The organism is Bacillus sp. N12A5, from assembly GCF_026790125.1.
Taxonomy (GTDB): domain Bacteria; phylum Bacillota; class Bacilli; order Bacillales; family Bacillaceae; genus Bacillus.
Genome location: NZ_JALAMR010000002.1, coordinates 240,495 through 255,713, shown reverse-complemented (window position 1 = coordinate 255,713; position 15,219 = coordinate 240,495). Strand labels below are relative to the sequence as shown.

Annotated in this window: 17 protein-coding genes; 6 read left to right on the top strand and 11 right to left on the bottom strand. The window is 42.9% G+C overall.

The features are described 5' to 3' along the window. The first annotated feature begins 36 nt into the window (after positions 1-36). The 3 genes from MOC09_RS01665 (at position 37) to MOC09_RS01655 (ending at position 2,635) form a co-directional block, all read left to right on the top strand. The gene (locus tag MOC09_RS01665; protein WP_268360061.1) at positions 37-1,011 is read left to right on the top strand and encodes a multidrug resistance efflux transporter family protein; all 975 of its coding nucleotides are present in this window, start codon (positions 37-39) and stop codon (positions 1,009-1,011) included. Between the two features lie 119 nt (positions 1,012-1,130). Continuing rightward, complete coding sequence (locus MOC09_RS01660) at positions 1,131-1,883, top strand: phosphate ABC transporter ATP-binding protein (RefSeq protein ID WP_268360060.1); 753 nt, start codon at positions 1,131-1,133, stop codon at positions 1,881-1,883. Next, positions 1,883-2,635 carry an ABC transporter permease gene (locus MOC09_RS01655; RefSeq protein WP_268360059.1) on the top strand — a complete coding sequence of 251 codons (753 nt, stop codon included), beginning with the start codon at positions 1,883-1,885 and terminating at the stop codon, positions 2,633-2,635. The genes MOC09_RS01660 and MOC09_RS01655 overlap by 1 nt, the downstream gene beginning before the upstream one ends. Before the next feature lie 41 nt (positions 2,636-2,676). Here MOC09_RS01655 and MOC09_RS01650 read toward each other — a convergent pair whose 3' ends face one another. The 6 genes from MOC09_RS01650 to MOC09_RS01625 are packed head-to-tail and all read right to left on the bottom strand — an operon-like array spanning position 2,677 to position 8,153. Continuing rightward, complete coding sequence (locus tag MOC09_RS01650; RefSeq protein WP_268369342.1) at positions 2,677-3,549, bottom strand: DUF6282 family protein; 873 nt, start codon at positions 3,547-3,549, stop codon at positions 2,677-2,679. Beyond that, the gene (locus tag MOC09_RS01645) at positions 3,546-4,220 is read right to left on the bottom strand and encodes an RraA family protein (RefSeq protein WP_268360057.1); all 675 of its coding nucleotides are present in this window, start codon (positions 4,218-4,220) and stop codon (positions 3,546-3,548) included. The genes MOC09_RS01650 and MOC09_RS01645 overlap by 4 nt, the downstream gene beginning before the upstream one ends. Positions 4,221-4,233: 13 nt before the next feature. Beyond that, positions 4,234-5,343, bottom strand: a complete 1,110-nt coding sequence (locus MOC09_RS01640; RefSeq protein WP_268360056.1) for an isocitrate/isopropylmalate dehydrogenase family protein — start codon at positions 5,341-5,343, stop codon at positions 4,234-4,236. Positions 5,344-5,349: 6 nt separating this feature from the next. Next, entirely contained in the window at positions 5,350-6,153 is an 804-nt protein-coding gene (locus tag MOC09_RS01635) for an alpha/beta fold hydrolase (RefSeq protein WP_268369341.1), read from the bottom strand. An 8-nt stretch (positions 6,154-6,161) separates the two neighbouring features. Then, complete coding sequence (locus tag MOC09_RS01630; RefSeq protein ID WP_268360054.1) at positions 6,162-7,163, bottom strand: hypothetical protein; 1,002 nt, start codon at positions 7,161-7,163, stop codon at positions 6,162-6,164. 30 nt (positions 7,164-7,193) lie between these two features. Then, positions 7,194-8,153, bottom strand: a complete 960-nt coding sequence (locus MOC09_RS01625) for a DMT family transporter (RefSeq protein WP_268360053.1) — start codon at positions 8,151-8,153, stop codon at positions 7,194-7,196. Between the two features lie 362 nt (positions 8,154-8,515). Between MOC09_RS01625 and MOC09_RS01620 the strand changes: the two genes are divergently transcribed. Beyond that, positions 8,516-9,286, top strand: a complete 771-nt coding sequence (locus MOC09_RS01620) for a DUF4931 domain-containing protein (protein ID WP_268360052.1) — start codon at positions 8,516-8,518, stop codon at positions 9,284-9,286. A gap of 239 nt (positions 9,287-9,525) precedes the next feature. Here MOC09_RS01620 and MOC09_RS01615 read toward each other — a convergent pair whose 3' ends face one another. Then, positions 9,526-10,338 carry a uroporphyrinogen-III synthase gene (locus MOC09_RS01615; protein ID WP_268360051.1) on the bottom strand — a complete coding sequence of 271 codons (813 nt, stop codon included), beginning with the start codon at positions 10,336-10,338 and terminating at the stop codon, positions 9,526-9,528. A 173-nt stretch (positions 10,339-10,511) separates the two neighbouring features. Between MOC09_RS01615 and MOC09_RS01610 the strand changes: the two genes are divergently transcribed. Continuing rightward, positions 10,512-10,700 carry a hypothetical protein gene (locus MOC09_RS01610; protein WP_019258112.1) on the top strand — a complete coding sequence of 63 codons (189 nt, stop codon included), beginning with the start codon at positions 10,512-10,514 and terminating at the stop codon, positions 10,698-10,700. A gap of 38 nt (positions 10,701-10,738) precedes the next feature. Here the strand turns inward: MOC09_RS01610 and MOC09_RS01605 are convergent, their stop codons facing one another. Continuing rightward, positions 10,739-11,917, bottom strand: coding sequence for a macrolide family glycosyltransferase (locus MOC09_RS01605; protein WP_268367029.1), 1,179 nt, complete (start codon positions 11,915-11,917; stop codon positions 10,739-10,741). A 22-nt stretch (positions 11,918-11,939) separates the two neighbouring features. Beyond that, positions 11,940-13,130, bottom strand: coding sequence for a cytochrome P450 (locus tag MOC09_RS01600; RefSeq protein ID WP_268369340.1), 1,191 nt, complete (start codon positions 13,128-13,130; stop codon positions 11,940-11,942). Positions 13,131-13,519: 389 nt separating this feature from the next. On the opposite strand from MOC09_RS01600, the gene MOC09_RS01595 reads away from it, so the two are divergent. Then, positions 13,520-13,798 carry a hypothetical protein gene (locus tag MOC09_RS01595; RefSeq protein ID WP_268369339.1) on the top strand — a complete coding sequence of 93 codons (279 nt, stop codon included), beginning with the start codon at positions 13,520-13,522 and terminating at the stop codon, positions 13,796-13,798. A gap of 29 nt (positions 13,799-13,827) precedes the next feature. Here MOC09_RS01595 and MOC09_RS01590 read toward each other — a convergent pair whose 3' ends face one another. After that, positions 13,828-14,454 carry an NUDIX hydrolase gene (locus MOC09_RS01590; protein ID WP_268358838.1) on the bottom strand — a complete coding sequence of 209 codons (627 nt, stop codon included), beginning with the start codon at positions 14,452-14,454 and terminating at the stop codon, positions 13,828-13,830. Between the two features lie 77 nt (positions 14,455-14,531). Next, entirely contained in the window at positions 14,532-15,173 is a 642-nt protein-coding gene (locus tag MOC09_RS01585; protein ID WP_268369338.1) for a DUF4352 domain-containing protein, read from the bottom strand. Positions 15,174-15,219 lie beyond the last annotated feature (46 nt).

Below are 15,219 nucleotides of genomic sequence, written 5' to 3'. Positions count from 1 at the left end.
TATAGTATAAAAAATAATGCCAAAATGAGGGATATCATGAAAGCAATCATTATCGGAATATTAGCTTCACTCTTTTTCGCCGTTACCTTTATTTTAAACAGGGCGATGGAGTTATCCGGAGGCAGCTGGCTTTGGAGCTCTTCGCTGCGCTTTATTTTTATGGTGCCTTTTTTATGTTTGATAGTCATCATGAGAGGGACATTCGCTCCTCTTTTACAAGAGATGAGGAAAAAGCCGTTCTTTTGGATCAAGTGGAGTTTTGTCGGTTTTGTGCTTTTTTACGCGCCGATTACCTTTGCGGCTGCTTACGGTCCCGGATGGCTTGTAGCCGGAACTTGGCAAATCACCATTGTAGCCGGTGTGCTCTTATCTCCTTTTTTCTATGTCAAAAAAGACATGCCGGGTGGTCCGCAACTCGTTCGGCAAAAGATTCCCCTAGTATCACTTGGCACTTCCGTGATCATCCTGATCGGAGCGGCGCTGATTCAGCTTCAGCATGCAGAATCGCTTTCAGGGAAGATGCTGCTTTTCAGTGTGCTGCCGGTTGTTATTGCGGCTTTTGCCTATCCGTTAGGAAACCGGAGAATGCTGGAAGAATACGGAGGCCGGCTTGATACATTTCAGCGCGTGCTGGGAATGACATTGGCAAGCCTTCCGTTCTGGCTTATACTGGCGGCTTACGGCTGGTGGTCAGACGGCCTTCCATCAGCAGGGCAAACCGTTCAATCCTTTATCGTTGCCGTCAGCTCAGGCATCATTGCGACGGTTTTATTTTTCTGGGCCACTGATATGGTAAGAGACAACCCGCAGAAACTCGCGGCCGTTGAAGCCACTCAGTCCGGTGAAGTGATTTTCGCGCTGTTTGGTGAAATTGTTCTGCTGTCAGGCGTTTTTCCGTCCCTGTTATCATTTGCCGGTTTATTCATTATTATTGCGGGGATGGTATTACATACCTTTGCTTCACAGCCGAGAAAACCGAAAAAGAAAACACAGCCAAACCTGACCGCATAGTTTGAGCAGGAGAATAGGTGAAAGCCTGTTCTCCTTTATTTTTTCTACCAAAAGGCATCGGTTTCACGTTATATTTAAATATAGGTTCAGCCTACTTATACTGAAAGGTGATTATTGTAATGGAAGCAAATGATCAAACACAAAACATACCAGCCATTTCCTTTAGATCAGTCAGAAAAAGCTATGAACAAGATGGACAAGCCTATGATGTATTGCAGGATGTCACCGGAGACATTCAACAGGGCGCAATCGTAGCTGTTTTAGGCCCTTCCGGTTCAGGCAAAAGCACCCTTCTGTCCATGTGCAATTTAATGAGAACGCCGGATCACGGCGAAGTGAACATATACGGAAAGGAAATCAGGGATTGGAATGTCAATGAGCTGAGGCGAACGGCAGCTCTCGCGTTTCAATCGGCTCCCGTCCTCGACGGAACAGTGCGTGACAATCTTAGTCTCGTGCAAAGGCTGCATCAATCCCAGCTATACTCCCCCGAAGAGCTCGCTTCTCTTATAGGGCTGCCGCCAGAGCTGTTAGACAGAAGCGCCAAGGACTTATCGGGCGGACAGCGGCAAAGGCTGTCACTGGCCAGAACACTCGCAAATCCTTCCTCTATTTTATTGCTTGACGAAATCACGTCGGCCTTGGACCCGGTTTCTGTTCTTGAGATTGAAGAGCTGATTAAACGTCAGCATCAAGAGAAAAAATGGACAGTCATGTGGGTGACCCATAACATGGAGCAGGCAAAACGAGTAGCCGATACCATTTGGTTTATGGCGGATGGACGGCTGCTGGAAATTGCAGAAACTGAAACATTTTTCTCTAATCCGCTGCATGAAGCAGCCAAGGAATTTTTGAAGGGAGGAACCCGGTAATGGATTACCTTTCCCTCTCTTTAACGATGATCTTTGTTTTGATCGCCTTGTTTTTATCAAAATCCTTTAAAGCCGGCGTAGAAAAAGACATGATCATTGCCACCATCCGGGCCGCGGTACAGCTGCTTATCATCGGTTATGTACTGTCGCTGATTTTTCGCGGAGACCATCCTGTTTTTATCGTGCTGATGGTGCTGTTAATGCTGGCAGTGGCAGCGCAAAATGTGATCAAACGAAAGAAAAATACAATCGGTTCGTTTTGGAGGGTGTTCGCCGCGTTAGCGATTGTAGAAATTGTGACGCAGGGAATTCTGCTGTCTCTTCATATCATCCCGCTTACGGCCCGATATGTCATCCCAATCAGCGGGATGGTCATCGGAAATTCGATGGTGCTCGCAAGTTTGTTTTTAAACCGGCTCAACTCTGAAGTCGGCGTGCGTAAAGAAGAAATTCAGTTAATATTGTCTCTTGGAGGCACACCGAAGCAATCTATACAGCGCATTCTTACTTCTGCGATGAAAATGAGCATGATTCCGACGCTGGAAAGCCAGAAAACGCTCGGACTTGTTCAGCTTCCCGGCATGATGACAGGCCAGATTCTAGCCGGTGCGGACCCGATTCAGGCGGTACGTTTTCAGCTGTTAATCGTCTTTACAACAATGGCGTCAGCCGCGCTGACATGTGTGATCTTAAGCGTACTGACATACCCTTCATTATTTACAGTGCATCAGCAATTGAAGGAAAATGGATGACACAGAAAGATGAGCCCTTCCTTTTCGGGAAGGGCTCATCTTTATTTCACACCTAAAAAAGCAGTTGGATTCAAATAACAAATTTCATCAGCGCTTTTTTTATTAAAATCAAATCCGTTTGCTTCAGCAGCTTTTTTTACTTCTGTCAAATATTCCGTATATGCTTCAGTCACTGTGCCATTTTTTAACTGCCCGAAATCCGTCGATACGCAAATACGATCCGTTCCCCATGTTTTCAACACTTCTACTAAATCCTCGTGCCGGTCATAACCAATTTTGCTCATTAAAACAGCAAATTCAACATAGACGTTGTTTGAAGAAGAAAGCATGTCGATGATCTCAGCTATAGTAAAATTCGTACATTGGTAAAACGGATGAGTGATCATCAGCTTACAATTTTGTTTTTCTGTTTCTTCAATCAGCATATACACTTCTTCTTTTGAAGAGTGACCTGTTGCTAATGGAATGTTAAACGCCGATGCTAATTGAATGACTTCCCTTGTTTCCTGCCGAAGTTTTCCGTTTTCGCTGACTCTTTCATATTTCACTGCATTTTCAGCTAAAACAGGGTGAGATGTTGTTTGTTTTGTTTTTGGTTTGTTTGACGGTATGGTCAAAGTGGGAAACCAAATCATCATTGAAGAATCATCTGGACCGTTTGCAGCAATCGCTGCTTCAACCACCGATCGGTTGATACCGCCGTTATACTGGTTTAATGTAATAGAGCCAAAGAGCGGCAGCCCCATCTCCCGGGCCATATGGGCAAGCGGTGTTGTGACCATCAAATGGCTTTTCATAACGGCTGCTCCATTGTTCGCTTTTAGTTCTTCACCCAAATTAAAAATCGTATATCTTCTATTATACGTATCAGGCCATGCGTGTACATGAAGATCTAAAAATCGGTCAAGCTTCATTTGGCTACCACTTCATTCTCCCAAGGACGATGATATTTATACGTTTCACGTGCTTCTTTTAAATGGATGCCTCGAGAAACGGCTTCTTTAATTTTCTCTTCCGTTTCTTCAATTGCTTTACAGCGCTTGATAACTTCTTCGGCAACGTGTTGGGGAATGACGATCACTCCATTTTGGTCCGCGCGAACAAAATCGTTTGGCTGAATGATCGTGCCGCTGATCGTGACAGGCACCTGATGGGCTCTTTTTTTCGTACGGCCTTTTCCCGTTTTCATATAGACTGATTTACTGAACATTGCGTACTCAGTTTCCCGAATAAAGTCAATATCACGGCAAGCGCCATCTATTACAGTGCCCGCGATTTTCTTTTGTATAGCGATTTGGGTTAAAATGTTGCCCCATACGGTGCAATCCGCACGGCCGTTGTTAGCCAGAATGATGACTGAATTCTCGTCCGCTGCATCAATGAAATCGGCTGCTTTAGCAACTTGCTGTTCCTCTTCGTTCGGTTCTCTGTATTCAACCGTAAAAGCTGTTCCGCAAATATTTGCAGACTTGTTTCTCGGTATGATACCGCATAATCCGCCGTTTATATTTAAACTATCCAATGCGTCAGAAATCGTCGGCGTATCAAACGATTTCAGTTCTTTTATAATTTGTTGGTTGTCCACTTATTCAGTCCTCCTAGCAGTTTTGAATGATAGCATTTGCCGTTTCTTTTGTGCTTGCGATACCGCCTAAATCGTACGTTAACGTTTTTCCATCTTTTAATACCTTATTGACAGCGTTTTTGATCCGAATGCTTTCTTCCATAAATCCGCAATGCTCAAGCAAAAGAGAAATGGTTAAAAATTGCGCCATCGGATTCACTTTCATTTTACCGGCATGTTTTGGCGCTGAGCCGTGTACCGGTTCAAAATAAGCATTCTCGTAACCGAAGTTTGAACTCGGTGCAAGACCTAAGCCGCCCATGATTCCTGCTCCGAGATCGGAGAGAATGTCGCCGAATTGATTTTCACTGACAATGACGCCGAAATGTCCCGGATCTTTTACCATCCACATTGCTGTCGCATCAACGTTTTGGACCTCCCAGTCCACTTCCGGGTAATCCTTCGCCACTTCTTCCAAAATGGTTAACGCAAACTGACCGGACTGCCTCATCACATTGGGCTTATCTGACCAAGTCACTCGTTGATAGTTGTATTTTTTCGCCCATTCAAAGGCAAACTTCAACAATCGCCTTAAACCATTTTTCGTAATCAAACGAATCGCGGCACCTGCAGCATCTTCTCCGTCAAGCTGCCAATGATGTAGTCCGTTCTTGTTTGCCTGAATAAAATCATATAAACCTTTGGGTATCGGTGAAAAGTCAAGTCCTGCATAAAGTCCCTCTGTGTTTTCTCGAATGACGGTCATTCTAAACTTTTTTGATTGCTGATGCTCTAAACTGTAAGCAGGACGCACATTTGCGAACAAATTTAATTTTTGTCTCAGTTGGATGACAGGTGAGACATACTTCAAGTTTTTATCTTGTAATGACGGATCTAATTCTTTTAGACCCTGAGCGTGAGGTTTACTGGTGATCGCGCCTAATAATGTCACATCACATTTTTCAATTAAATCCCACGTTCTTTGCGGAACTGGATCACCTTCTTTTTTCCAAAACTCCCATCCGATATCACCAAACTTTAAATCAATATCGACACCTAATCGATCAAATACAGGTAGACTGCATTCTATAACTTCAGGACCGATTCCATCTCCTGGTAAAACCGCTGCTGTTATTTTCGACATTTGTTTTTACACCTCTGCTCCGAAATGTGAATCAATAAATTTCTCGATCACTTGTTTGACTTCCTCTGGTTTTTCACCGAACATGCGCATACCGCTGTTTTGTATAAAATAAATGTTCGCCTGCGGAACATATTTTTCAAAATATTCCGACTCTTCTTCCCCTAATAAAATCGATTCTTCTCCGAAAATGATTTGAATCGGTGACTTCATCTGATCGTGATATGCTTTTCCGTTATGGCTTATTATAGCTTGCACGCCGGCTTTCATTTTGGCCACGGCAATCACCTCATCTTCTATGTCTGTCGTCTCCAACCGCATTAAAGGAAGCTCGCTTTCTTTGACGACCCACGGCACTAATCCCGCTTGAAGCCCTTTTACGCCAAATTTATCGCAAAGCATATACCATGTGGAAAAAACAGCCTTTAATTTTTTATTTGGATATAACATGGTAGACACCAATAAAACGGGAGTGTCTTCATATGCAGTGAACGTACTTAAATACTGAGCCATCATCCCACCGAGAGAAAAGCCCCAAATCATATAAGGTTTGATGTTATTCTTTTCGACATAATCATGTGCCCACTGTGCCAGTTCAGGGACGGTAAATGAATCTTTTTCCTGATTCTCTTGGATCAGTTTTTCCGGGACATCTAAAATGATAAATGTATAGTTGCTGATGTACGGTGCAAGTGACACCATCCATTCTTCTCGGCTTAATGCATCTGCGTCCATTCTCGGCAAAACCAAAATTACTCTGTCCCCGGTTCCTAACTCCAGTTTCCAACTGCGTTTTTCGTTCGGTTTGTTCATGACCTTCCTCACCCTACTTGACTCAGTTCGGTGCTTCTCAGCGCAAATTCCGCACGATGAATCAACGTCTGCTTTTCTAATATCACTAATAAATCCAATAACTTGAGACCGCTTGATTGCGCCATTCTGTCAAGCTTGTCTAATACATCTAAATTCAAATTATGCAGACCGGACAAAATCCCTTCCTCTTTGTCAAAGAAGGTATTCTCTGACGCATCATTGATGAATAAGGAATAGGCTTGTCTTGATAACTGGATTAATTCACAAATATCATATTTTTTGCTAAGGTCTAAGCGATTGAGTATCGCTGCAAATGTCTCGATGCACAGATTCCCCGGTCCTTTACCAAAACCGTATAAACTTCCGTCAATTAACTGTACACCGCACTGAATCGCATCAATGGCATTTGCCGAGGCAAGGCCTAAATTGTCATGAGGATGAAAACCGAGTTCTACAGATGAATGTTCTTTCAGCTTGGTAAATAAAGATGAAACAGCTGGCGGCATCATAGCTCCGTTAGAATCAGCCAGGTAGATATAATCCGCTCCCGCTTCTATGACTTTTTCCGTAAATACGATAATGTCTTGGATATTAGCATGACTTGCCCTAATTAAGTTTGCACTGACATTGATTCCGTGTGCTTTCAATTCTTTGATGACCGGCAGGCTAGCATCCGTTTTCGCAAGAGGAATGCATAAACGGACCATACCAACGGAAGGATGCTTCATACGATCTAGAAATTCTTCTATATATTGAGCCGGATGCAGCATGAGCACTAATTGTGAGCTTGACTCCGCATCTATCACGGAAGCCATTTCTTCTATGTATTCAATCGGACAGTAGTTTTGTAGATTAAGCCCTTCGTTCGAAGACACATAGCCGATTTCGATAAAATCAACATTCGCTTTTGAAAGTCCGCTGACAACTTGGCGGGCAGCATCTAAATTGATCTTCGCCCCATCAACATGAACAGATTCTCTTAACGTGACATCCATTAATTTTATACTCATCTTAAAACCCCTTTTTTATTGGATTTGATGTTATACCGCTTCTTTTTTGCTTGTCTTAACCGCAGGCGCGACAGAACGCCGTCTCTGGTAAATATTATTTAACACAATTGCACCGATCGTTAAGAAAGCTCCTCCTGCTTCAACAGGTGACATTTTATAGCCTGTGATAATAGAAATCATAAACGAAACAATCGGAACCAAGTTCATAAACAGAGAACCGTTGATCGGTGTCAGTATTTTATTGCCGATATTCCATGCAAACACACCGATAACACCTGCAAAAATACTCATATAAATCATTTCCCATTTGATGTCCGCGACTTGATTAATAGAAGGCACTTCTATTTTTCCTAATATTACAAATATTGAAATAACAGCTATAGATGTGATGTTTCCGAAAATACAGCTCAACGCTGTGTAACGCAAGGATGACCATTCCGGAAAGCTGCTGCCTCCAATCGTATAAAGAACCCAAGCTAACACACTGATTGACATTAAAATAATAGGAACGGCCTGATTATTGCTATCTGCAAAAAAAGCAACATCCCCCTTTGTCACAACAAGCAATACGCCGATGAAGGACACCGCAACCAAAAGCAGTGTAACATTCTCAGGTCTGTTCTTTTTATACACCCATAAAACAAGCAGTGACACCATTGGGATCAAGGCCATTAAAATAGAGCCTAAAATAGCGCCGTTATCGCCCGCCATCTTTTGACCTAAAAATACGAGAAAATTATAAGCGCAGAATGCCATACTCCCATAAAACCAAATCGGAATCAGTTTCCCTTCCGTCTTAAAACTTTTGGATCCCTCTGTAAAAAACAGAATAATAGATAGCACGACTGCCACAATCAGATAACGTATCAGTGTAAAAAAGAATGGATCAATATGTTTCAGAGCTCTTCCAGCTACAGGCCATTGCGCTCCAAAACAAATACCTGCAATCAGGCAAAAAAGCACACCTTTTTTAAAATGAGATGTAGTCATGTTCTTGCTCGCTCCTTTTGTAGTGAAATACTCCCAGTTTTCTCCTTTCAGTAAGATATTCCCTAATATACACAGGAGGGGAATATTTGTAAATAACTATTTTCTAAAAATTTATATTTTTATTGATTTTTAATTAAAGACTTTCGCCTTACGAAAAAACACCCTAAAAACCTTATAAAATAAGGGTTTTGCCCCCTTTGGAAACGTTTTCCTATTTAACATAAATTATTTTATAAAAAAATTAATTCTTTTTTGGTTATTTCATACAAAAAACAAAGAAAATATTGCAAGCCTCATGTAACCCATATAGAATGTTGAAGTGGAGTAAGGAATTAGAAAATTTCGAAAGGTCGTTACATCAAATGCAGAAATTATATTTTTCCAGCTATATCAGTGCACAAAAACCTGAAACCATTGTCAACAAGCAAAACGCCTGTCCTTTTTGTGACCGTGATAACCTCACCGGCATTTTAGAAACAGACGGGGAAATGATTTGGCTCGAAAACAAATATCCCACTATCCAAGATACGTATCAGACACTGATTGTGGAGACAGGCCAGTGCGATGAAGATATCACGACTTACAGCAATGAAAAAATGAGAAAGCTGATACGGTTTAGCTTAGAAAAACTGATACATATGGAACAGGATCCTCAATACAACAGCGTCATATTGTATAAAAACCACGGCCCGCTTTCAGGCGGCAGTATAAAACACGCCCATATGCAGATTGTCGGATTAAAATATGTGGATTATATGGAATCGCTCTCATATGAGAACTTTCTAGGGATTAAGGTTGCAGAGCATCCAAATAAAGCCGAATTCAACCTGTCGAGCGATCCGATTATGGGTTTCACGGAAATGAATATCATCATAAGTGACTCGCTGAAACATACAGACCTTATGGCTGATTACATTCAAACAGCTGTTACATATTTGACCCAAGATTTCAGCTATAAATGCACAAGCTATAATTTATTTTTCTATCATGCAAATCATCATATCATCTGCAAAATCGTACCAAGATTCGTTGTTTCCCCTTTCTTCGTTGGCTATAAAATCCCCCAGGTCTCGGTTGATGAGCGTTTACACGAAATAAAAGAAGAATTGCAGAAAAAACTTCATTTGCTATAGAAAGACTAGTGCTTTAATAATCAGTAAAATAGTTTGACAGTATTAAATGGAACTGAGAGGCTTAAATAGCAACAGACTAGCAGGAACTTCAAGATTAAACAAAAGTGCAATGATACAAAGCATGGTTTGACGGAAATTAACGATTCTCAAAACAGCGAGACAGAAAACCAGCATACAGCCAATCGGCTTTTCCGGCATACAAAAGCCGCTTTCCCTTGGAAAGCGGCTTTTTGTACTCGTTATTCCTTTTCTTCATAATACTTGGACAGCTCAATAATCATCGCGCCCATCCGCTCAATCTCCGGCGCAAGCAATCTCGTGATGCCTTCTTCCCGCAGTGCTTCAGCAGTCACTTTTCCGACAGCCGCAGCGATGACCCGCTCTTCGAATACAGCCTTCACTTCATCGATATAGCCGCGCTCCTTGGCAAAATCAAACAGGGAACGAACCTGAATGGCCGTTGTAAAACAAACGGCATCAACCTTACTATTTATCAGCTCTCGGCATAACTGTTCCACCGTTTCCTCCTCCGGCGGGATGTGCTGATAAGGCAGAATCGGCAGGACAGACGCGCCTTTTTCTTCAAGAAATGCCATGAGGGCCGGCGCTTTTTCGCCATGAAGCTGCACCATGACTGTTTTTCCTTTAAAGTCGTAAGGCTCCAGGGAACGGATTAAGCCTCTTGTTGTCCCGTCTTCATCCGAAGCTTCCGGTGTGATCCCAAGCTTTTTCAGCGCAGACAGCGTTTTGTATCCCCGGCACGCCGCTTTCGCTTGGCGAATGGCCTGCAGAAACTCATCTTTCAGTCCAATTTTCTCTGCCATATCGACAAGAGTCTCCAACCCGATGCCTGTCGTGAAAATGATCCAGTCAGCTTTTTCTTCCGCAAATGTTCTCAAATCCGGCTCCACCTGCTTCTCTGCCAAGTAAACCGTTCCTTGGAGAGGACGGATGACAGGAGTTCCGCCCTGTTTTTCAATGATCGTGCTGATTTCTTCGGTTTTTCGGGAGCCCCCGATCGCCACGCGCTTTCCATGTAATCCTTTTCCCATACCCGTTTCCTCTCCTTCTTGCACATTCTTTTATGTATACAAACGTAATAAAGCTATTGTGGCGCAAACCAAAGGAGAAATCAAGATAAACCAAAGCCTCTAAAATCCATTGAATACGCCGGAAGCTTGCTGTAAGATATACAGCAGACACGTTTACGAACGGAGGATCGATCATGGAAACAAAAAAAGAAGAATATGAAACAAAAGGCTACGATACATCGATCATTTACGAGTTTAATGAATATCCGGACGTCCACAGCGGACGCTGCGACAATTGTGATTACACCCTGTTCAAAAGCTCTGTAAAAGGGGGGAAATTTCTCAGAGAATGCCGGAGGTGCGGGATGAAAAAGAACATTTAAATAAAAAACCGAAATCAATGTGATTTCGGTTCTTATGTTTACTGCGGTACAGCGGATTTTTTCATAAACGCTTCAATCTCAGCTGCCGCACGCTCAGCTCCGCCTGCTTCTTTTACATCCTTTTGCATATTCTTGACGCGGCTGAGCACCTCTTGATCACCTGCTACCGCCTGCACCGCTTCCTGCAGTCTGGAAACCGTCACTTCCTCTTTCGGCAAATAAACGCCAAGGCCTAATTCATCGACACGCTTGGCAGTGAGCTCCTGCTCATACATTTGCGGAATGACGACGAGCGGCACACCGGCATTCATCGCTTCCATCGTACTGTTCATCCCGCCATGAGAAATAAACAAATCGGCTTTTGCCAACACCTCAAGCTGAGGCACACTTTGACGAACGGTAAAGTTAGCAGGGATCTCATCCAGGCTTTCAGGATCAATCGTTTTCCCGACGGACATAATCACTTGCCATGAAGAATTCTGAAATGCCTCAATGCACATCTTATAAAACTCCGGCCATGCGTTAAACGCCGTTCCCAATGAAATCAGCATAACTGGGCGATCATCCTTTTCGATCAACAGGCTTTCCTGTTCCGTGCGTTTTCCAAGGGATGGGCCGACAAAACAGAAACGGTCATCGAACGTCTCATGCTGAATCTGAAAAGACTTCGGCATAAAGACAATATTTAATGCTTCCGGCACAGCTAACTGTTCAAATGAAACAGCCGGCAATTGCTCTTGCTCCAAGTAGGCTCTAAATTCAGCCTCTGCTTCTTTCATTTTTAACAGCATGTCTTCATTTCCTAGCTGAAAGGATTCATTTTGGGCATATGAGGAACAGAGCTTGATGACCGGTACATGAAGCTTGTCAGCAAACAATTTTCCCGCTAGCGCAATAAAATCATAGACAATCAGATCAGGATGATCATTCTGATATAACGCCTCAAGCTGCGGCAGAATGCTTAGTGATTCTTTTAATAGACTGATTGGTGTTTCATTTTTTTCCATCAGCTCCCTGATTTGCTTAGGATCAATATTCAGGGATGTATGATAGATCAATGCTTCTGCACCGGCTTGCTGAACAGCAGATGCGAACTCCTCAGTCGTCGCATACGTGACGCGATGCCCTTTCTCACAAAGCTTCTCTACTAAAGCGAGCGTAGGATTGACATGTCCGTACGCCGGGATATTAATCATCGAAATATGGTATTTTTTCATAAATCTCCATTCTCCTTATCTATTACATTTTCACACGGAAGCTCTTTAATCCGTATATCACGCTGTTTTCAATCGGAGTGATACTGACGCACTCCATATGCGGAAAAGCAGTAATCAAAGACGTTAAAGCGATCGTTGCTTCAAGACGGGCAAGCGGTGCCCCAAGACAAAAATGAATGCCATGGCCAAACGCAATATGCGGATTGGGGTGGCGGCGGATATCAAACGTGTGCGCCCTGTCAAACTTCGATTCATCACGATTTGCTGATGCCACAAAGGCCAGAACCATATCACCTTCTTTAATCAGATGCCCTCCGATCTCCGTATCCCGCTTGGCAATGCGCCTCAAAACCGGTGCCGGCGCCCTGAAACGCAGGGTTTCTTCCACTGCCTGAGGCACCAGTTCAGGATGGCTGCGCAGTTCATCGTAGATATCCGGCGTTTCCAATATGCTGTACATCGCATTTGAAATCAGGTTTGTTGTGGTTTCATTCCCGGCCACCAGCAGCAGTGTACAAAACGGAATCAGCTCTTCACCTGACAGCTTCTCGCCTGTTTCTTCCGCTTTCACCAAAATTGAAATGATGTCCTGTGCCGGTTTGTTTCGCTTTTCTTCTATGATGCCGGCAAAAAACGCCGCCAGTTCTTCCTCACACTTGTTTCGTTCTTCCAAAAAGGCTTTTTCAGCTTCTTCACTCAGATCCTTCGGTGTGCTGACCAGAAGATCAGACCATGCTTTGAACTGATCCATATGCTCTGAAGGCACTCCCAGCAGCTCAGATATCACGATAACCGGAAGCGGGTATGAAAAATCATGAACAAGGTCAAACTCGCTTCGCCCCTGACATTTTTGAATCAGTTCATCTGTGATTTCCTGAATTCTCGGTTCCCATTGCTTCATCACACGCGGTGTGAACGCTTTATTCACAACAGAACGGATTTGCGTATGCCTTGGCGGGTCCATATTTATGATGGAATTCCCAATAACGCTTGACTGCTGCGGCATATAACTGGAAAACACCTCTTTATCCCCAATAACTTTTTTGACATCATCATAAAGAAAAACGCTCCACACTTGATTTTCTTCATCATAGGAAACAGGCGCTTCCTTTCTCATCGATTCGTACCATGGAAACGGATGATATGCATCCTGTTTGTTTTTTCCATTAAGCAGCGCTCGCTGCAAGGCTTGCCGTCGGTTTAACACATTCATGTATTGTCACTCCCTTGAAAGAATTCAGCAATTGACGTCTTTCTTCACCTCCCGCTTTCGAAAAAGAGAGGGACAATCAAATATAGACAGATCAATAACAGCAGGCAGGCGATCATGATGTCCGATGCAGGCATCATATATTCCCCCTCGAATTTCGTTCATCTTACCATAATCTTTCAATTTTTTTCTATTCTGCACTGCTGTTTTGGCTCACAACGTGACCTTAGGCATAAGCACACAAATCCAATATGCATTCAATTACACCGCTCCGCTCAAAAAATATCCCTGTTTTCAACCAAATGCACTAACTCCAAAAATGACTTTCCCATTATGTAAAATAAGCTGGATCTATGATTAAATAGAAGGTAAAAGGTGAAGGAGAGAACAACATGGCAGCACAGACCAATTTCAAAAAACAAGTTGTCGGCATCCTACTTTCACTTGCATTTGTATTATTTGTGTTCTCTTTTTCTGAGAGACACGGAAAACCGCTTGTTGAGGGAAAAAAGCAGGAAAACTGGCATACTGTCGTCGACAAGGCTTCTGTCGAGATTTATGGCAGCCGATTAGTTGAAGAAAACAAATTAAAGCAAAAACTCGGCCATAAACAAGCCGATTCTATTTTGACCCTTCTGAAACTTGCCAACGAAAAACATATTGCGCTATAAAAAAAGAGCCTTTAGGGCTCTTTTTTTGCTTAGTCAAATATCGCTTTTTTGTCCGGATGGCGCAAAAAGTCAAACAGCATGCAGAGCTGTGAGGGTGTGTTTCGTTTTGGAGAAAGCGGCGGGAGCCTGTCTTCTGGAAAAAAAGCGGCATGGTTCGTCTCAAATCCTGTTTCCCCCTGCCCGCCCGTCATCCTGCATTCAATGAAGATTTTATAATAATGATAAGGCTGAGGCGGATGAGGGTGTTTTTGGCTGTCCAGTACGGCCAGCAATCGAGACGGTTCTGTATCGTACCCCGACTCTTCTTTGATTTCCTTGACTACGTTTTCAGCTGGTGATAAACCAATCTCGCAAAATCCGCCCGGCAGCGACCACAGCTCATCATGTATCTCCCGGACAAGCAAAATCTGATTCTCTCGGAATACAGCGGCACGAACATCCGCTTTTGGTGTCGGATAGCCTTTCTCGCCTTTCCATAAATCAGTGACCACTTCAATGTCCGTCTTTGAGTAATCCGCCATCATTTCTGCGCTGATCCTCATCAGCTCTTCGTACCTTTCTCTGTCATACACATCCTTGGAAAAAGCGAGCCCCGCCTGTGCGATCGCCCGAATCCGCTGCGCCCGTTCCAGCCATTTGACTTGCACTTTTATCACTCATCCTTTCAAGTCAAGTTTCGCTATAAAAAATGCACGTTTTCCACAGATGAAAACGTGCAACTGTAAATTAGCTTCTAATCTAACTTCACCAAGTAATCAATATCGTCCTTTACTCTCTCTTCTGCATTACTGCTATTTGTATCAGCTAAAAACGGATTATATACCAGTGTGTAATGTTTCTGTTCTCCTTTAGGGATGACATAACTGAGTACACCTGTAACCTTTTTCCCCGATACTAGTGTTCCTCCCATAAGGATTCTGCCCTTCTCTTCTATAGAAAAAACAGGCCGCACTGATTGATCATTCTTATCTCTTAAATCAAACCCGATAAAATTGTAGCCTATTGAATCTTTCCCTATATTTTCCATCGTAACTTCTATAATAAGCCGTTCCTCATCATCTTTTATTGTTTTTGTCTCCTCATTTACAGCTCCGCCAACATTCATATATTCACCTTTTTGCACTCTATCAACTTTATTCACTGTAAAATTCGTATGTCCTGCTTTAAATGTTTCTCCTATTTTATGTATTTGATCATCTTTTTTGGTCTTCGGCTCACCGCCTTCTTTCAATTCCTTATCAAGTTCCTTTTCAAGCTCTTCTTGTGATTTTTTTTCTTTCGGTTTTTCCTTCTCTGACGCATCGCTCGATTGGCTGCACGCAGAAAGCGCTAACCCGATCGTCAAGACAAACAGTAGTAATAAGACTTTTTTCATGACTGTTCCCCCATCTAAAGTAATCGATTTCTATTATAATCAGATT